This window comes from Streptomyces sp. NBC_01089 (assembly GCF_045162975.1).
Taxonomy (GTDB): Bacteria; Actinomycetota; Actinomycetes; order Streptomycetales; family Streptomycetaceae; genus Streptomyces.
Genome location: NZ_CP108660.1, coordinates 7386894 through 7403922, shown reverse-complemented (window position 1 = coordinate 7403922; position 17029 = coordinate 7386894). Strand labels below are relative to the sequence as shown.

18 protein-coding genes are annotated in these 17029 nt (G+C 70.0%); 11 read left to right on the top strand and 7 right to left on the bottom strand.

Features of this window, described 5'->3' with window-relative positions; all coding sequences use genetic code 11:
• Positions 1 to 9 precede the first annotated feature (9 nt).
• Positions 10 to 594, top strand: coding sequence for a nuclear transport factor 2 family protein (locus tag OG510_RS33285; protein ID WP_406141691.1), 585 nt, complete (start codon positions 10 to 12; stop codon positions 592 to 594).
• Positions 595 to 717: 123 nt separating this feature from the next.
• Positions 718 to 2289 carry an apolipoprotein N-acyltransferase gene (gene lnt / locus OG510_RS33280; protein ID WP_406141690.1) on the top strand — a complete coding sequence of 524 codons (1572 nt, stop codon included), beginning with the start codon at positions 718 to 720 and terminating at the stop codon, positions 2287 to 2289.
• Here the strand turns inward: lnt and OG510_RS33275 are convergent.
• The gene (locus tag OG510_RS33275) at positions 2213 to 3118 is read right to left on the bottom strand and encodes a Gfo/Idh/MocA family protein (protein ID WP_406141689.1); all 906 of its coding nucleotides are present in this window, start codon (positions 3116 to 3118) and stop codon (positions 2213 to 2215) included. The genes lnt and OG510_RS33275 overlap by 77 nt on opposite strands.
• Before the next feature lie 177 nt (positions 3119 to 3295).
• Between OG510_RS33275 and OG510_RS33270 the strand changes: the two genes are divergently transcribed.
• Together OG510_RS33270 and OG510_RS33265 are read left to right on the top strand one after the other, a co-directional pair.
• On the top strand, positions 3296 to 3808 hold the full coding sequence (locus tag OG510_RS33270; RefSeq protein WP_406141688.1) for a DinB family protein: 513 nt from the start codon (positions 3296 to 3298) through the stop codon (positions 3806 to 3808).
• Positions 3809 to 3881: 73 nt separating this feature from the next.
• Positions 3882 to 4403 (top strand): hypothetical protein, encoded by a 522-nt coding sequence (locus OG510_RS33265; protein ID WP_406141687.1) that lies wholly within the window; start codon positions 3882 to 3884, stop codon positions 4401 to 4403.
• A 154-nt stretch (positions 4404 to 4557) separates the two neighbouring features.
• Here the strand turns inward: OG510_RS33265 and OG510_RS33260 are convergent, their stop codons facing one another.
• From OG510_RS33260 to OG510_RS33235, 6 genes are all read right to left on the bottom strand, one after another.
• Positions 4558 to 5013, bottom strand: a complete 456-nt coding sequence (locus tag OG510_RS33260) for a hypothetical protein (RefSeq protein ID WP_406142686.1) — start codon at positions 5011 to 5013, stop codon at positions 4558 to 4560.
• Between the two features lie 105 nt (positions 5014 to 5118).
• Entirely contained in the window at positions 5119 to 5802 is a 684-nt protein-coding gene (gene ung, locus OG510_RS33255) for a uracil-DNA glycosylase (protein WP_164261588.1), read from the bottom strand.
• 174 nt (positions 5803 to 5976) lie between these two features.
• On the bottom strand, positions 5977 to 6732 hold the full coding sequence (locus tag OG510_RS33250) for an SDR family oxidoreductase (protein ID WP_406141686.1): 756 nt from the start codon (positions 6730 to 6732) through the stop codon (positions 5977 to 5979).
• Between the two features lie 24 nt (positions 6733 to 6756).
• Entirely contained in the window at positions 6757 to 7518 is a 762-nt protein-coding gene (gene fabG / locus OG510_RS33245) for a 3-oxoacyl-ACP reductase FabG (protein WP_164261595.1), read from the bottom strand.
• 145 nt (positions 7519 to 7663) lie between these two features.
• Positions 7664 to 8068 carry a DUF3037 domain-containing protein gene (locus OG510_RS33240; protein ID WP_406141685.1) on the bottom strand — a complete coding sequence of 135 codons (405 nt, stop codon included), beginning with the start codon at positions 8066 to 8068 and terminating at the stop codon, positions 7664 to 7666.
• On the bottom strand, positions 8065 to 8916 hold the full coding sequence (locus OG510_RS33235; protein ID WP_406141684.1) for a HipA family kinase: 852 nt from the start codon (positions 8914 to 8916) through the stop codon (positions 8065 to 8067). Before OG510_RS33235 ends, OG510_RS33240 begins: the two co-directional genes overlap by 4 nt.
• A gap of 468 nt (positions 8917 to 9384) precedes the next feature.
• Here OG510_RS33235 and OG510_RS33230 point away from each other — a divergent pair, with 468 nt between their 5' ends.
• The 7 genes from OG510_RS33230 to OG510_RS33200 all read left to right on the top strand — a co-directional run bounded on the left by OG510_RS33230 (position 9385) and on the right by OG510_RS33200 (position 17023).
• A complete protein-coding gene (locus OG510_RS33230; RefSeq protein ID WP_406141682.1) occupies positions 9385 to 9543 on the top strand; it encodes a hypothetical protein in 159 nt (52 codons plus the stop codon).
• A 452-nt stretch (positions 9544 to 9995) separates the two neighbouring features.
• Positions 9996 to 10454: a hypothetical protein gene (locus tag OG510_RS33225; RefSeq protein WP_406141681.1), complete on the top strand. Its 459-nt coding sequence runs from the start codon at positions 9996 to 9998 to the stop codon at positions 10452 to 10454.
• 16 nt (positions 10455 to 10470) lie between these two features.
• On the top strand, positions 10471 to 10941 hold the full coding sequence (locus OG510_RS33220) for an NUDIX domain-containing protein (protein WP_406141679.1): 471 nt from the start codon (positions 10471 to 10473) through the stop codon (positions 10939 to 10941).
• 160 nt (positions 10942 to 11101) lie between these two features.
• Positions 11102 to 13063: an ABC transporter ATP-binding protein gene (locus OG510_RS33215; RefSeq protein WP_406142684.1), complete on the top strand. Its 1962-nt coding sequence runs from the start codon at positions 11102 to 11104 to the stop codon at positions 13061 to 13063.
• A gap of 25 nt (positions 13064 to 13088) precedes the next feature.
• A complete protein-coding gene (locus tag OG510_RS33210) occupies positions 13089 to 14228 on the top strand; it encodes an NUDIX hydrolase (RefSeq protein ID WP_406141677.1) in 1140 nt (379 codons plus the stop codon).
• Between the two features lie 57 nt (positions 14229 to 14285).
• Positions 14286 to 15761: an NUDIX domain-containing protein gene (locus OG510_RS33205; protein WP_406141676.1), complete on the top strand. Its 1476-nt coding sequence runs from the start codon at positions 14286 to 14288 to the stop codon at positions 15759 to 15761.
• Positions 15758 to 17023: a M15 family metallopeptidase gene (locus tag OG510_RS33200; protein ID WP_406141674.1), complete on the top strand. Its 1266-nt coding sequence runs from the start codon at positions 15758 to 15760 to the stop codon at positions 17021 to 17023. The genes OG510_RS33205 and OG510_RS33200 overlap by 4 nt, the downstream gene beginning before the upstream one ends.
• Positions 17024 to 17029 lie beyond the last annotated feature (6 nt).

The window sequence follows — 17029 nt, the reverse complement described above, 5'->3', positions numbered from 1 at the left end:
ACTGACCCGATGACTCAGCGCGTGGAACTCGCTACCGTGATGGACCGGCTGGACATCGACGAACTGATCACCGGCTACGCGGTGGCCGTGGACGACGGCCGATGGGACGACTACCGGGCGCTGTTCGCTCCGGACGGCCGGGCCGACTACCGCACGGCGGGCGGGATGGAGGGGCCTGCGGCGGAGGTCGCCGACTGGCTCGCGGAGATGATGGGGCTCTTCCCCGTACGCCAGCACTTCATCGTCAACCGGCGGCTGCGGCTCCAGGATCTGGGCGGCTACCCGGGAGACCGGGCGGAGGTCCAGGCCGACTACCTCAACCCGATGCGGCTGAGGCCCCGGCCGTCCGGGACCACCGGCACGGGTGAAGGCGAGGCCGAGGGCGAGGGGGCCGCGAGCGGTTCCGGCGGCGGCTCCACGGACGGCGGCCCTGTGGACGGCTCCGCACACGCCACCGAGCCGACCGCGCCGGACTTCGTCTCGGGCGGCCGCTACGCCTTCAGCCTGGTCCGGACGGACAGCGGATGGCGGCTGCTCGGGGTCGTCGTACAGGAGAAGTGGCGGCGCGTACCAGGCGCGCCCGGCGGTATCTGACACGCCGTACGTGTGCGGGCGCACTGTCGGGAGCCGTCCCGCTCCCCCACACTGTGGACAGCGACAACTCGGCGGAGACCGTCCGCCCGAGCTGCTCACGGGGCGGGAGCGAGGAGGCGCTGGATGCGGATTCCGCTGGAGCGACTGCGCAGGGCCGGCCTCTCGCCCTGGTGGCGCGGCGCGGCGGCGCTGCTGGCCGGGGCGCTCCCGGCGCTCGCTTTCCCGGCGCCGTCCCTCTGGTGGTTCGCCTATGTGGCCCTGGTGCCCTGGATGCTCCTGGTGCGCGCGGCGCCCACAGGGCGGCGGGCCGCGCTGGACGGCTGGCTCGGCGGCACCGGCTTCATGATCTCCGTACACCACTGGCTGATTCCCAGTCTCAATGTCTTCATCGTGGTCCTGGCCGCGCTGCTCGGGCTGCTCTGGGCCCCGTGGGGGTGGCTGGTCCGGTGGATGCTGGGCGGTGCGGCGAGCGCCGCGCGGGTGGCGGCCGCTCTGGTGGTGGTCCCTTCCGGGTGGCTGATGGTCGAGCTGGTGCGGTCCTGGCAGGGGCTCGGCGGTCCCTGGGGGCTGCTCGGCTCCAGCCAGTGGCAGGTCGCCCCGGCCCTGCGGCTCGCCTCGGTGGGCGGGGTCTGGCTGGTGAGTCTCTTCGTGGTGGCGGTCAACACCGGAGCCGTGGCGCTGCTTGTGGTCGAGTCCGCCCGTACGACGGCGCTGGCCGGGGTGCTGGCCTGCGCCGTGCTCACCGGGGCCGTCTGGGTGTGGGCGCCGCGCCCCGAGACATCCGGCGGGACCAGGATCGCGGTCGTGCAGCCGGGAGTCACCCGGCAGCTCAAGGACCGGTTCGACCGGAGTGAGGCCCTGACCAGACAGCTGGCCGGCCGCCATGTCGACCTGGTGGTGTGGGGCGAGAGCAGCGTCGCCCATGATCTGGCGGCCCGCCCGGATCTGACGGCGCGTATCGCCCGGCTGTCCCGGGAGACCGGCGCGGACATCCTGGTGAATGTGGACGCCAGACGGTCCGACGCACCGGGCATCTACAAGAGTTCCGTACTCGTCGGCCCGGCCGGGCCGACCGGTGACCGCTACGACAAGATGCGGCTGGTTCCGTTCGGTGAGTACATCCCGGCGCGTTCGCTGCTCGGCTGGGCGACATCGGTGGGCCGTGCGGCGGGCGAGGACCGCAGACAGGGCACGCACCAGGTCGTCATGAAGCTGCCCGGTGGGCTCCGGGTGGGGCCGCTGATCTGCTTCGAGACGGCGTTCCCCGACATGGGCAGGCAGCTGACGAAGGACGGCTCGCAGCTTCTCGTCGCCCAGTCGTCCACCTCGTCGTTCCAGCACAGCTGGGCGCCCGAGCAGCATGCCTCGCTGGCCGCGCTGCGGGCGGCCGAGAGCGGCCGCCCGATGGTGCACGCCACACTCACCGGGGTGAGCGCGGTGTACGGGGCCGGAGGCGGCCAGGTCGGCCCCCGGCTGGGCACCGACCGCAGCGCCGCGCAGGTGTACGACATCCCGCTGGCCCACGGCACGACGCTCTACGTGCGGTTCGGCGACTGGCCGGTGCACGGCGCCCTGGCGGTGCTCGCGGTGCTGTGCGCCGTCGAGGGGCTGCGCTCGGTCAGGCGGCCTGCTCCAGAGCACGCAGGACCACACGCTCGCAGAGTTCATGGGTCAGCAGGGCGTCCCTGGCGCTGAGCAGCTTGCCGGCCGCCACCGCTTCGACGAAGCCGAGCACCGACTGCTCGATACCGCGCTGGCGGGCCACCGGCACCCAGTCGCCGCGGCGGCGGACCGACGGCTGGCCCTTGTGGTCGATGATCTCCGCGAGATTGACGACCTGCCGCTTGGCGCCGCCGCCCGAGACTTCGAGGATCTCCTCGGTGGAGCCGCTGACCCGGTTCATCGAGCCGATCGCGGAGAAACCGTCACCGGAGAGGTGGAGCACCACATGGTGCATCAGACCCTCGCGGATCCGGGCGCGTACGTCGATGTGCTCGACCGGACCGGGTGCCAGGAAACGCAGCGTGTCGACGACATGGATGAAGTCGTCGAGTACCAGGGTGCGCGGGTCCTCCGCGAGTGCCGTCCGGTTCTTCTGCATCAGGATCAGGTCGCGGGGGTGGTCGGCGCACTGGGCGTAGCCAGGCGCGAGCCGCCGGTTGAAGCCGACGGCGAGGCTCACACCGCGGTCCTCGGCGAGTGCCACCAGCCTTTCGGACGCGGCGAGTTCGTACGAGAGCGGCTTGTCGACATACGTCGGCACGCCCGCCTGCAGCAGCCGGCTCGCGATCTCGGGGTGGACGGCGGTCGGCGCGTGGACGAACGCGGCGTCGAGCCCCTGCGCGAGCAGCGAGTCCAGATCGGCGTGGCACCGGTCCGCCGGGATGTGGAAGGTTCCGGCGGTACGGGTGAGGGTGGCCGGGGTCCGGGTCTGGAGGTGCAGTTCGATCCCGGGCAGGGTCGTCAGTACCGGCAGATATGCCTTCTGCGCGATGTCGCCGAGCCCGATGCAGCCGACCTTCACAGGGTCTCCCTATCCGTACGTCGATATGTCGCCGGGCGACCGGCCTGGTGACCGGCCCGTGGCCCGTCATGGTCCGGCGCCGTTCCCAGCGGTCTGGTGCCTGGGCAGCATACGGGCCGCCCGGCCGGGGGCGATATCGCGTGGCGCGGCCTCGGCCGCTGGGTGATGATGCTCCGCATGACGACACCGGAACGCAGGGAACCATCGCTCACGGCCGACGAACGCACCATGCTCGAAGGGTGGCTGGACTACCACCGCGCCACCCTGGCCCTCAAATGCGCCGGCCTCGACGAGCAGCAGCTGCGTGAGGCCCCCGTGCCGCCTTCGGAGTTGTCCCTGCTGGGGCTCGTGCGGCATCTGGTCGAGGTGGAGCGGGGCTGGTTCCGCGAGGTACTGGCGGGTGAGGAGACCCCGCCGCTCTACTTCAGCGAGGAGGATCCGGACGGGGAGTTCCACCTCACCGACGCGGACACCTGGGACGAGGCGTACAGCACCTGGCAGCGCGAGATCGCCCACGCGCGCGAGGTGGCCGCCGGCTACTCGCTGGACGATCTGTCCAAGGGGCTCAGCCGACGGGGCGAGCATTTCAGTCTCCGGTGGATCTACACGCACATGATCGAGGAGTACGCCCGCCACAACGGTCACGCGGACCTCATCCGGGAACGGATCGACGGCGTCACCGGCGAGTAGCCGACTCACCCGTGCGGGGCCAATTCCGCTTCCGGTGCCCGGAACGGCCCGCGCCGGCAGCAGAGTTGGATGGGTGCACCGAACGAAGATCGTCGCCCTGGCCCTGCTGGGCGCAGCCGTCTCGGCCGCGTCCGGCTGTGTGGCCGTCCCGCCGCACGGCCCTCCGGCGTCCACGCCCCCGCCCGGACCGTCCGGGACGCCCGGTCGCCATGCGCAGGACACCGGACCGCAGATCGTGCAGGGTCCCCCGGTCGAGGCGCTGGAGACCGTGCCTCCCGGGCCCGGGTCCGGGACCCGGGCCGCCGCTGCCCCGTCCGCACGGCGCCCGGACGACGGAACCGGTCCTGGAGGAGGCACCGGTACGGGACCGGCACCCGCCCGCCACACGGTCCGGCCCGCACGCCCCCGTACGGCGGCGCACCCCCGTACCGCCGGACCGGCCCACCCCGCGCCTCCGGCCCCGGCACCGCGTCCGAAGCACGTGAACCGGCCGTCCGGCACCGCGGCGAATGTGTGCGCACTGGGCGAAGGCTACGGACACTGGCAGCCGGACAGCCCCCAGGCGCGGATCTGCCACCAGACGTACGGACGGTGACACGGAGGAGCGGAGCCCGGACCGGCACAGGCGGTCCGGCCACAGGCAGTACGGGCACGGCGGGATGCGCCCACACGCGCCAGGCACAGCCCTCACGCGCCGCGAGCCGAGCGCCCTGCCTCCGCCCTCTCCGGCGAGCACCCACCCCCAGCCCCTACCCCAGCCGCCACTCCAGTCGCTCGATGGCTGCCCGTACGCCGTCTCCGTAGCCGTCGTCGGCCAGCGCGCCCGCTGCGGTGCGGGCGCGCAGCAGATGCAGGCGCGCGGCCTCTCTGCGCTCCAGCTTCAGATAGTCGGCCGCGAGGCTGAGGTGCAGCGAGGGATAGAAGCCGCGGACGGCGACCGTGCTGGCATGGCGCGCGGCCCTCCCCTCGTCCAGGTCCAGGCCCTCCGCTGCGGCCAGTGCCCGCAGGTCCCAGAGCAGCTCGTCCTCGGGGTCGTCCTGGGTGTCCGCCATGTAGTGCGCGAGCGTGCAGCGGTGCAGCGCGTCACCGGCCTCGCCGATCTCGTCCCACAGCCCGGCGAACCGGTTGCGGGCCTCCTCCCGGTCGCCCCCGTGCAGCAGCATGATCACTTGGCCGATCCTGCCCATGACGACGTCCCCCGACATCTCCCGCTGCGACTCCGTCACCGCTGCCTCCTGTACCCGCACACAGATATGTCCGGTTCATCCCGGCCCACCAACGACGCTAAGGGCTGTCGCCGGTGATCCCGGTCAGCCCAGGTCGGGGATCCGCCAGTCGATCGGCTCGTGGCCCTGGCCGGCGACCGCCTTGTCGATCTGGGTGAACGGCCGCGAGCCGAAGAACTTCTTCGCGGAGAGGGGCGAGGGGTGTGCGCCCTTCACCACCACATGGCGCTCCTGGTCGATCAGCGGCAGCTTCTTCTGCGCGTAATTCCCCCAGAGGACGAAGACCGCGGGGTCGGGCCGCGAGGCCACCGCGCTGATCACCGCGTCCGTGAACCTCTCCCAGCCCTTGCCCTTGTGGGAGTTGGCCTCCGAGGCACGCACCGTGAGCACCGCGTTGAGCAGGAGGACGCCCTGCTCGGCCCAGGGCATCAGATAGCCGTTGTCCGGAACCGGGTGGCCCAGCTCCTCCTTCATCTCCTTGTAGATGTTCCGCAGGGAGGGCGGCGTCCGGACGCCGGGGCGGACGGAGAAGCAGAGACCGTGTCCCTGGCCCTCGCCGTGGTAGGGGTCCTGGCCGAGGATCAGCACCTTCACCCTGTCGTACGGCGTGGCGTCCAGCGCGGCGAAGACCTCCTCGCGCGGCGGGTAGACCGGCCCCTTGGCCCGCTCCTCCTCGACGAAAGCGGTCAGCTCCTTGAAGTAGGGCTTCTCCAGCTCATCGCCGAGGACGCCGCGCCAGGACTCGGGCAGCATGTCGGTTCCGGTCACGTCAACAACCTCCGGTGTGCGATCCGTTCTTCACCACAGAACCTACCGGCGACCACTGACAACGGCCCCGGACGGATGTCCGGGGCCGTGCGATGAGCGGGGCCGCACCGTGTACGGGCTTGCGGGGTGTCCGGGGCCGGGGGCTCAGCCGACGCCGGCCTTGAGGAAGATCGCTCAGCCGACGCCGGCGTTGAGGAAGATCCCACCGTCGACCACCAGGGTCTGACCGGTCACCCAGCCCGACTGGTCGGACGTGAGGAACGCGGCGGCGCCCCCGATGTCCGCGGGCACTCCGAGCCTGCCCATCGGGTAAGCGGCGGCCGCCTCCGCCTCCCGGCCCTCGTACAGTGCCTCGGCGAACCTGGTCTTCACCACGGCGGGCGCGATCGCGTTGACCCGTACGGCCGGGGCGAACTCGTGCGCCAGCTGGAGCGTGAGGTTGACCATCGCGGCCTTGCTCATGCCGTACGCGCCGATGAACGGCGACGCGGAGACCCCGGCGACGGACGCGATGTTCACGATCGCGCCGCCGTTCTCCTTCTGCCACGCCTTCCAGGTCTGCTGTGCGAAGCCGAGCGCCGAGATGACGTTGGTCTCGAAGACCTTGCGCGCCACGTTCAGGTCCATCTCGGCCATCGGCCCGAACACCGGGTTGGTCCCGGCGTTGTTGACCAGGTGATCGACCCTGCCGAACGCCTCCATGACCCGCTCGACGGCGGCCGCCTGGTGTGCCTCGTCATGCGCCTTGCCCGCGACGCCGATGACGCGGTCGGCGCCGAGCGTCTCCACCGCCGCCTTGAGCGCGTCCTCATTGCGTCCGGTGATGCAGACCCGGTCGCCGCGGGCGACGAACGCCTCGGCGATGCCGTATCCGATGCCACGGCTCGCGCCGGTGATCAGCGCGACCTTCCCGCTGTCCTGTGCAGTCATGTCCGTTGTCCCTTGCTTCCCTGATCAGTTGAGCGGGCCGCCGGCGACGTACATGACCTGGCCGGACACGAATCCCGCGTCCTCTCCGGTGAAGAAGGCGATGGCGTTCGCGATGTCCTCGGGCCTGCCGACGCGCTGCACCGGGATCTGGGTGGCGGCGGCGGCCTGGAACTCCTCGAAGCCCATGCCGACGCGCTCCGCGGTCTGCGCGGTCATCTCGGTGACGATGAAGCCGGGGGCGACGGCGTTGGCGGTGACGCCGAACTTGCCGAGCTCCTTGGCGAGCGTCTTGGTGAAGCCCTGCAGACCGGCCTTGACCGCGGAGTAGTTCGCCTGGCCGCGGTTGCCGAGCGCGGAGCTGGAGGACAGGCTGACGATCCGGCCGAACTTGGCGTCCACCATGTGCTTCTGGACCGCCTTGGACATCAGGAAAGCGCCCTTGAGGTGGACGTTCATGACCGTGTCCCAGTCGGACTCGCTCATCTTGAAGAGCAGGTTGTCGCGGAGGACACCGGCGTTGTTGACGAGGATCGTCGGGGCGCCGAGCTCGGCCGCGACCCGGGCGACCGCCGCTTCGACCTGGGCGCTGTCCGAGACGTCACAGCTCACCGCGATGGCACGGCCGCCGGCGGAGGTGATCTTCTCGACGGTGTCCTTGCAGGCCGCCTCGTCGAGGTCGAGTACGGCGACGGCGCGGCCCTCCGCCGCCAGACGTACGGCGGTGGCTGCGCCAATGCCGCGCGCAGCCCCGGTCACAATGGCAACGCGCTGCTCGGTGGTGGACATACTGGCTCTCCTCGCCCTCGGATCGCGGCCCTCGATCACTGAGCAACCGCTTAGTACCTTCAGCAGACGAGACGCTAGAAGGCGCGGCACCCGGTGTCAACGGCACACGGGATCAGCAGTGAACGTCACACCGGGTGCCACCCTCTCAGCGCACCAGCAGTCCGAGCAGCCGGTCGGCCTCGGCGGCCGGGTCGGTGGTGAGTCCGGTGTGCACAGGACCGGGCTGCACCACGGTCGAACGGGGTGCGATCAGCCAGCGGAACCGGCGCCCCGCGTCGTCGGGGCCGGCCTGGCCCGCCGCCTCACCGCCGTCGCAGACCCCTTCGACGGCGCGCAGGGCGGCCCGTACCCCGACGACGTCGGCGTGCGGGTCGAGCATCTTCAGCTTCGCCTCGTCGAGATGGGTACGGGCGGCGACGAAGGACCTGGCCCGGCAGTAGACCAGCACCCCCGCGTTGAACATCTCTCCGCGCTCGACCCTCGGCACCACGCGTACCAGCGCGTACTCGTAGACGTCCCGGCGGCCGGCGCCGGACTCACGCCCGGTCATCGGGTGCCCCCCTGCTGCTCGTCCTGCTGCCGGGCCGGCGGAGCGAGACGCTCCGAGAGCCAGCCGGGGGCGCGGGACGGAGCGGCCGGGGTCGGCGGCCCGAGCGTGATCCGGCTGTGCATGGAGGCGGCCCGCTCCAGCAGGACCTCCACATACGCGCGCCGCAGCTCGTCGGTGCTGCCGAATCCGGCCTCGTCCTGCAGCCAGGCGTCGGGCACGTCGGCGGCGACCTCGGTGAGCAGGTCCTCGGTGACGAGCGGCGCCAGCTCGGCCGCCGCGGAGGCGACATCCGGGGCGAAGGACGCCAGGACGTGGTCGGAAGCGTCGTACGGCTTGCTTCCGTAGTTCTTCGCCGAGGGCCAGTTGTGGTGCCAGATCATGGTGGCGCCGTGATCGATGAGCCAGAGATCGCCGTGCCAGACAAGCAGGTTGGGGTTGCGCCAGGAACGGTCGACGTTGTTGATCACCGCGTCGAACCAGACGATCCGCCCGGCCTCCTCGGGCCCCACCTGGTAGGCGAGCGGATCGAAGCCGAGCGATCCGGGCAGATAGTCCATCCCGAGGTTCAGCCCGCCGCTCGCCTTCAGCAGCTCCTGCACCTCCTGGTCGGGCTCGGAGAGCCCGATGACGGGGTCCAGCTGCATCTGCACCAGCTCGGGCACACGCAGCCCGAGCCTGCGGGCGAGCTGCCCGCAGATGACCTCGGCGACGAGCGTCTTGCGGCCCTGCCCGGCGCCGGTGAACTTCATGACGTACGTCCCGAGGTCGTCGCCCTCGACGATCCCGGGGAGCGACCCGCCCTCCCGTAGGGGCGTGACATAGCGGGTCGCTACGACTTCTTCCAACACTTTCCCAGGCCACCCATCTCTTCAGGCTTGCACTTCATGGACGGCCCCTCCGGGACATAAGGCAGGAGCCACAGGTCAACGACGCTGGGCAGAATCTGGGGAGTTTCGGCCGGCGAGCCGGTCTCCCCGTTCCCCAAGCAGACCATCGATGGTGCCGCGCCCCTTGCTGCCAGCTTCCGGCATGAAGTGAGCATAGTAACCGAGGGTGATCGCCGGCGAGGAGTGTCCGAGCCACCGAGCCAGGGTCACGACGGACTCTCCGGCTTCCCCCACGACAGCTCTACCGCTACCGACGGGAACGCTTCGATGTGACGCTTGAGTTCCTGGGCTACCGAGGGGGCAGATCCACCGTGCGGTCTTCTTCCCCTTCGGGCAGGGCGAGGTGGAGCCTTCGGCGAATCGCCTGCACTTGGCGCCGAAGGAGCATGCCGCGTACATGGTCGACGCCCTCCGGACTCAGCTGAGGCAATGGCACTCGCAGGCGTGCTCGCGCTCATGAGCCACTCCACCTTGGCCTACGCCGCAATCGACCTGCTCGTCGGCCACGACGACCGCTGGTACCTCATAGACCTCAATCCTGCCGGTCAGTACGACTGGCTCCAGGCCGCCTGCTGGAATCGAGAGTGAAGCGCAGATCGGAGCGTGCAGGCAATACGGCCGGTCGCGCTCTGCCACCCCCGGGGGCCAGCAGCAATAACCCCCAGTGAGTCGCCGATCCACCGGGACCTGACTGGCGGTCACCTCCGGCGGCGGCAACCCCCCGAGGAGTGAGTCGACCTGTTCGAGCGAACGTCAAATCCTTTAGCAAAGCCCGCACTTGGCCCCGGCAGGGTCCTAGAACATGTGTCCACGAACTGCTCCCGTAGGGGCCGTTACGCGCTCTCCCGGGGGCCGTTCTTAGAGCACCAGTGCCCCTTACCCGCCCTTCAGGAGAACACCGTGAATCCGGCCCCCGCCCCCGCGCGCACGCCTGCTGTAATCGAACGGCTCCAGTCTGCCGCAGCCTCCACCAGGCCCGTCGTGCACGGCGTTGACGCCGTCGTCCGCCGCTCAGCACGCCTGGATACGAGGTGGAGGGCATGAGCGAGCCGAAGACCCTGCCGCCCTCCCTGAGAGGCTGGGCCCAGCGCCATGTCAGCGAGATCGTCACCGCGCGCGACGCCTCGCAGTCCCGACCGAAATCTCAGGTGTGGGAGCTCCGCAACACCGCCGGCGCTCGCCACGTCATCAAGGTCAGCCCCAGCGCCGCCTTCTACCGGCGCGAGACCTTCGCCTACCGCCACGCCGCCATCGACTTCGAACGTGCGCAGTTCGCCCCGCTCGTCAAGGATTTCGTGATCCTGGCCGCGACCGCATGGCTTGAGGCCCCCATCCTCGAACGCGCCTTCTTCCACGGGTACGGCCGGCAACTGACCAGTGAGGAAAAGCACGTGCCGCAGTGCCTGATTGTGCTCGACGCAGTGAGCTGTCTGGCCTGGGGCCCGTCGCACCGGGACGACGAGGTCACCGCGCGGGGCCGGCGCACCTTGACCGGCTGATGCGGAAGGAGCACCCGTGACCGAGCGGCACCGCAGCATCACAAACGTAATGGTCCTGCTTCAGCGCCCGAGCGACGGACGTGTCCTGACCGTACGGCACGGTCAGGACTCCTCCCACTCACCGGGGCAGCTCACGGTGATCGGCGGCCACCTGGAGAAAGGGGAGTTCTGCGACGAGGGCGCGGCCCGTGAGCTGCTGGAGGAAGCCGGTGTCCACGTCGGTGAAGGGGAGCTGGAGTTCTGCCAACTCTCGCATTTCCGCACCCAGGACGATCACGTGATCGGCGTGGCGTTCGCCGCCCAGCAGTGGCAGGGCGAGCCGTACAACCGCGAGCAGGGCAAACACACCGCACTGGTCTGGGTCGACCCCGGCCAACCCCCCAGCGACTGCCACCCGTTCACAGCGGCGGTCCTGCGGAACTTCGCCGCCGGAGTGCTGTACGCCCAGATCTCCGCTCCAGAGCAGGAAGCGGGTGCGGCTGCATGACTCTGACGACCGAGGAGCAGCCTGTAGTGACGTCGCGCCACCGCGGTTTCACCAAGCAGACCCCGTCCGACATCGAAACGTCCGGCTCACGCTTCGCGTTGCGCTGGTCGGCACCTACTGGCGGAGGTGTTGTGTGAAGAGGTTTCTGCGCCGTGTACGGATGGCCGAGCCGACGGTGTCGCAGGCAGAGCGGGAACTGTTCGGCGGCCCGCTGCGCTACGACATGGGCTGGGCCGAACACGAGAACGCCCGGCTCGATTTGACGATGCTCTCGGCCATCCGCGCCATGCCCAGGCTGGTGGGCGGCACCTTGCGCCGCGCCTGGTCCGTTGACCGGCCGGCCCTGCTGACCGTCGGAGCCAGCGAAGTCGGCCAGGGCATCGCGGCGGCCGTCAGCCTGCTGGCGGTCAATGCCGTCATGCACGCCCTGCTCGGCGGCGGCACACCGGCCGACCGCCTGCACAAGGCGCTGCCCGCGCTGATCGCCGCAGCGGTCCTCGCGGTCGCCAACGCCGGCCTCGCCGGCTGGTCCACTTCCAGGGCCGGCCGACTGGAGCCGCTGGTCGAGCGGGTCGCGACGACCGAGTACCTGGCCGCTGCGACAGCAGTGGAACTGGAGGCCATCGACGACCCTGAGTTCCGGCGGCTGATCGACGTCGCGCAGTACGGCGCAGCGTCCGCCCGCCGCATGATCAGTGCCTGCGTCGCCGCTCTGAACGGGACCATCTCCCTGATCGCCACCGCAAGCATCCTCACCGTGCTGCACCCCGCTCTCCTGCCCATGCTGATCCTGATCGCGGCTCCCCGTGGCTGGGGGGCCATGCGGGTGGCCCAGGAACGCTACGTCTCGGCGATGAACTGGATCGAGCACCTGCGCGCGAGTCGCCTCATCAGCAACCTCCTCACCGAGCGCACCGCAGCCCAGGAGGTGCGGATCCACGCCGTCGGTCCTTTTCTCCTCGACAAGTACCGGGACATGGCCGAGAGCGCCGAGAACGAGCAGAAACGCCTCGCCAACGGCAAGGCCCTCACCGAGCTGGTGGCCGCCGCCCTGTCCGGGGTGGCGATGGCCTGTACGTACGTGGTGATGTTCTGGCTCGTCACAACCGGACGCATGAGTCTCGCGGTAGCCGGGACCGCCGTGATCGCCGTCCGCTCCGGCTCGGCGAGCCTGGGCGCGCTGGTCATGAACGTCAACCAGCTTCACGAGGAGTCCCTCTACGTCCAGGACCACGACCGGTTCCTGAACGTCGCGGCGGGCCGCGCCATCCCCGCCGGCGGCAGCCCGGTGCCCCGCCGGGCAGGCCGGGTCGTCCTCGACAAGGTGACCTACCGCTATCCAGACCGCGACGAACTTGCACTGGACGGGGTCTCGCTCACCCTCCCGATGGGCTCGGTAACAGCGGTGGTGGGTGAGAACGGCTCGGGTAAGAGCACCCTCATGAAGGTCCTGGCGGGCCTGCTGCTCCCGCAGACCGGCACGGTCCACTGGGGCGAGGCCGACCTGGCCGGACTGGACCGGTCCGAGGTCTTCGACCGTGTCTCTCTGCTGACGCAGGACTTCCAGCGCTGGCCGGTGACAGCCGCCCTGAACATCCGCATCGGCCGCCCCGAACACCCGGCGACTGACGACGAGTTACGCTCCTCGGTCGACTACGCCGGGGCCTCCCCCGTCATCGCGAAACTCCCCGAAGGACTGCGGAGCCTGCTGGCCCGGATGTTCCGCGGTGCCACGGAACTCTCCGGAGGCGAGTGGCAGAAGATCGGCCTTGCCCGCACCCACTGGCGCAGCTCCACATCGGACGCCGACAGTGTCCTCATCGTCGATGAACCCACCTCAGCCCTCGACCCCGAGGCGGAGATCGCCGCCTTCGACCGCATCCGCCGGCTCGCCGGACCCCATCGAGCGGTCGTCCTCGTCACGCACCGCATGTCCGGCGTCCGGCACGCCGACCAGATCTATGTCCTCGATCGGGGCCGTCTCGCGGAACAGGGACACCACAACGAACTGATCGCAGCTCAGGGCCGCTACGCGTCCATGTTCGACGCCCAGGCCGCCCAGTACGCCCCGACCCCGAACGTCCCAAAGCCTGCTTCGCCCAGCGTCGTCGACAAGGCATGACTCGCCCCACCGAAAGGCAGAGACCGTGACCTCTCCCGCCTCCCCCTCGAATCACATTCCGCGGCAACCTGCCACAACGGACGAGCAGTACGCCGCCTCCCGCCACGCCGTTTGGCTCAGTGCCGCAGCGATCATCACTGACCAGATCGGCCGTGTCCTGCTGGTGCACCCGACCTACCGCGAGGACGACCGGTGGCTGCTGCCCGGCGGCGCCGCCGAACCGGGCGAGCACCCGGACGACGCCTGCCGACGCGAGATCGACGAAGAACTGGGCCTGCGGGAAATGGACTTCCCACGAGTGCTCGCCGTCCACTCCCTCTCGCCCCTCCACCCCGACATCCGACCAGGCATGCCCTGCCCCGGAGAGATCCGCTACATCTTCGACGGTGGCACCCTCACCCCCGATCAGATCCGGGAGCTTCGTCTGCCCAGCGACGAACTGTCCGAGTACGCCTTCCTTGAGACTCGGGAGGCCGAGCACCGCATGCTCACCGTGGACGGACAGATCATGCTCGCCGCCTACCGCGCTCGCCTCGGCGGTACCGGCACCGCGCACCTCGCCGACGGCCGGCACGTCCTCGACGTTCCGCCACTGGACCGTCATAACGTCCACGTCCGATACCGCCCCATGTGGGACAGCCCTCTCAACCGGACCCCCGTGCCCGACCAGATCCCCGTACAGCAAGCCTGGGCGTGGTGCTTCATCCCCGACGGTAGGGTCGTCCTCGTTGCCGACCCTGGACCCCGGGGCGCGCTGCCCATGCTGCCCGGCGGCACCGTCGAGAAGGCCGACGCCACTCCCGAGGACACCCTGCATCGCGAAGCGGCCGAGGAAGCCCAACTCACCTTGACCGACCCGGTGCGACTGGGCTGGGTGCTCGACAAGACCGGCGAGGTCTACGACGGCGTGGGGCCCAACGCCCGGCTCCGACTGGCCGCCCGGGTCACCGCCATCGGACCGGCCGCCGTCGATCCCGCCACCGGCCGCCCCTTCGCCCGCCTACTCGCCACCCCCGCCCAGGCAGCCGCCCTGCTGGGCTGGGGCCCGCCCGGAGCACGGCAAGCACAGCTCGCCGTAGAGACGGCACGCAACCGGTGGGGCCTGCCCACCGCTCGCGCCGCCGCCATCGAGGAGATCCCGGCGGAGGGGATGCGGCTGAGCTGACCCGAACGCCCACCCCGCATCGACTCAACCCCGCTCCACACCCCACTGAGGTAGCCCATGCCGCTGTCGCACGATCACATCCGCACCACCATCGAGACCTATCTCGCCCGCAAGCCTCATGAGCACGAGCAGCTTGGCGGCCTCCTGGACGCCCTGGACCGGACCGGCGACGACATCGACAGCCGCTCCACCTTCACCGGACACGTCACCTGCAGCGCGATCGTCGTCGCTCCCCTCGGCCGCGTCCTGCACATGCTGCACCTGGCAAACGGGAAGGTTCTCGCCCCTGGAGGACACGCCGAGTCCTCGGATGAGTTCCTGGCAGCAGCGGCGCTGCGGGAGCTGCACGAGGAGACCGGGATCCCGCCCCAGGCCATCACACCGTGGTCCGGTTACGAGACGGTGCCGTTCGACATCGACATCCACGACGTCGACACCCACCAGGGCAAAGGCGAACCCGGCCACCAGCACTTCGACCTCCGGTTCCTCTTCCGCCTGAACACCGCGGACGAAACGCCGGTGGTGCTGCAGGAAGAAGGGGTCAGCGGCATCGAGTGGCGGCCCGTGGACAAGGTGACCTCCCCCTCCCTGCGCGAGAAGCTGCTCAAACTCCCGCTCCAGGCCGAACCGGAGAAGGCCAACGCCTCCGCCCTGATCCACAACGACCGCGGCGAGTACCTGCTCCACCTGCGCGACTACTTCCCCGGCCGGATCTGGGAGCCGGGCATGTGGTCCCTGCTGGGCGGCGGCCGAGAACCCCAAGACGCCACCCTGGAACACACCGTCCGGCGCGAACTGGCCGAGGAAGCCGGCCTTGACCTCACCGACCTCACCCCGTTCGGCACCGAATACGCCACCGACGACGACGGCACAACAGTGCCCATCGCCATCTACGCCGGCCGCTGGAACGGTGACCCGCGCGAACTTTGCCTGACGGAGGGGGTAATGCTCGCCTGGTTCGCCCCCGACGACCTCCACCGTCTCCGCATCGCGGACACCACCAGCGACCTCGTACGGCGCCACGCCGCCAGCCTCCCGACGACGCAGAGCGGGCCCGAACCCGAGGAGGAAAGTCCGGCTTCACCGCACGGCACGGTCCCCAACATCATCGGCGTCCACCTCTACCTGGAACGGCCCGACGGGACGGTGCTGCTCGGACTGCGCCACCCCAACTCCGCTTTCGCGCCGTCCACGTGGCACGTCCTGGCCGGCCACTGCGAGCAGGAGAACGCCATCGCCTGCCTGATCAGGGAGGCCCAGGAGGAGGCCGGCCTGCACATCGAGCGCCATGATGTCGAACTCGTCCACGTCGTCCACCACATCGGCAAGCCCAGGAACCCACCCCGCATGGGCCTGTTCTTCCGCGCCCGCATCTGGAGCGGCGAGCCGGAACTGCGCGAGCCGGACAAGTGCCTCCAGTGGAGATTCTGGGACCCCACCGCCCTTCCCGACGATCTCGTCCCCTACACCCGCCTGGCTATCGCGAAAATCCAGAACGGTGAGCTGTACAGCGAGACAGGCTGGCCCGCATGACCGACACACCGACCAGCGTGCCCCGCCGCGTGCCCGCTGCGAAAGCGGCCGGACGTCCCGACACCCGCCTCGTGGTGATTCGAGGCAACTCGGCGTCGGGCAAGTCGAGTGTGGCCCAGGGACTGCGGGATCATCACGGTCGCGGGGTCGCGATCGTGGGTCAGGACGTGATCCGCCGGAACGTGCTCAGGGAACACGACACCGCGCGCGGCGCCAACATCGCCCTGCTGGGCAGGATCGCACGCGAAGCCCTGAACGCCGGCTTCCACGTAGTGCTCGAAGGGATCCTGTACGCCGACCGCTACGGCCACATGATCACGTCTCTGGTACGGGACCACCGCGGCGTCTCCCGCTGCTATTACCTGGACGTGCCGCTGGAGGCGACGTTGGCCCGGCACGCCTCCAAGACAGATGCCGCGTACCTGGCGCAAGTCACCGACAACCACCTTGCTTCCTGGTACCGAGAGCTGGATCTGCTGCCCGGCGGTCTGGAGACCGTGCTCCCGGCCGACAGCACGCTGCAGGACACCATCGCCCGGATCGTGCGCGACACCGATCCGACCGCTGCCGCCTCCGCCCCGCCGCCTCAGTGCGCGCCGTCTCAGGGAGACTCGATGAACCTGGTGTTGATGTCCGATCTGCGGGTCGCCGCGATCCCGGTGCGCGAGTGCGGGGAGCTACTCGTCGACGTGCGTGACCACGACTTCCGCGTCGATCCCCGCAAGCAAGATCCGCTGGGAGCGTTCGCCCACGTCCGTGAAGGCGTCCTCGTCCAGCTGCAGCACGCCCGCTCGCTCCTGCCCGCCGGCACCGACCTGCTGTTCATCGAGGGCTACCGGCCCCTGGCCCTCCAGCAGCGCTACTTCATCGAATACCGCGACGAGCTGGCCGCCGCCCACCCCAGCTGGACACCTGAGCAGCTGCACCAGGCCGCCAGCCGGTACGTGTCGCCGCCCGAGATCGCGCCCCACTCCGCGGGCGCAGCCGTGGACGTAACCCTCGTCGACCAGGACGGCCACGAACTCGACCTCGGCACCCGCGTCAATGCCTCCCCCGAGGAGAGCGACGGGGCCTGCTTCACTCACGCACCGAACCTCAGCGATCACGCGCGCCATCACCGCACACTGCTGCTCAAAGCCATGGAGAGCGCAGGTTTTACGAATTATGGGACCGAGTTCTGGCACTTCTCGGCAGCGGACCGGTACGACGCGCTCATGCGGCAGGAGCCGCACGCGCGCTACGGACCGATCGAACTGCCCTAGGGTGTG

Bases quoted from the DNA above. Each gene is read 5' to 3' on its own strand.
- OG510_RS33285 (WP_406141691.1), top strand. From the start codon at position 10: ATGACTCAGCGCGTGGAACTCGCTACCGTGATGGACCGGCTGGACATC.
- lnt (WP_406141690.1), top strand. From the start codon at position 718: ATGCGGATTCCGCTGGAGCGACTGCGCAGGGCCGGCCTCTCGCCCTGG.
- OG510_RS33270 (WP_406141688.1), top strand. From the start codon at position 3,296: ATGACGACACCGGAACGCAGGGAACCATCGCTCACGGCCGACGAACGC.
- OG510_RS33260 (WP_406142686.1), bottom strand. From the start codon at position 5,013: ATGTCGGGGGACGTCGTCATGGGCAGGATCGGCCAAGTGATCATGCTG.
- OG510_RS33250 (WP_406141686.1), bottom strand. From the start codon at position 6,732: ATGACTGCACAGGACAGCGGGAAGGTCGCGCTGATCACCGGCGCGAGC.
- fabG (WP_164261595.1), bottom strand. From the start codon at position 7,518: ATGTCCACCACCGAGCAGCGCGTTGCCATTGTGACCGGGGCTGCGCGC.
- OG510_RS33240 (WP_406141685.1), bottom strand. From the start codon at position 8,068: ATGACCGGGCGTGAGTCCGGCGCCGGCCGCCGGGACGTCTACGAGTAC.
- OG510_RS33230 (WP_406141682.1), top strand. From the start codon at position 9,385: ATGGCACTCGCAGGCGTGCTCGCGCTCATGAGCCACTCCACCTTGGCC.
- OG510_RS33225 (WP_406141681.1), top strand. From the start codon at position 9,996: ATGAGCGAGCCGAAGACCCTGCCGCCCTCCCTGAGAGGCTGGGCCCAG.
- OG510_RS33215 (WP_406142684.1), top strand. From the start codon at position 11,102: ATGGCCGAGCCGACGGTGTCGCAGGCAGAGCGGGAACTGTTCGGCGGC.
- OG510_RS33205 (WP_406141676.1), top strand. From the start codon at position 14,286: ATGCCGCTGTCGCACGATCACATCCGCACCACCATCGAGACCTATCTC.
- OG510_RS33200 (WP_406141674.1), top strand. From the start codon at position 15,758: ATGACCGACACACCGACCAGCGTGCCCCGCCGCGTGCCCGCTGCGAAA.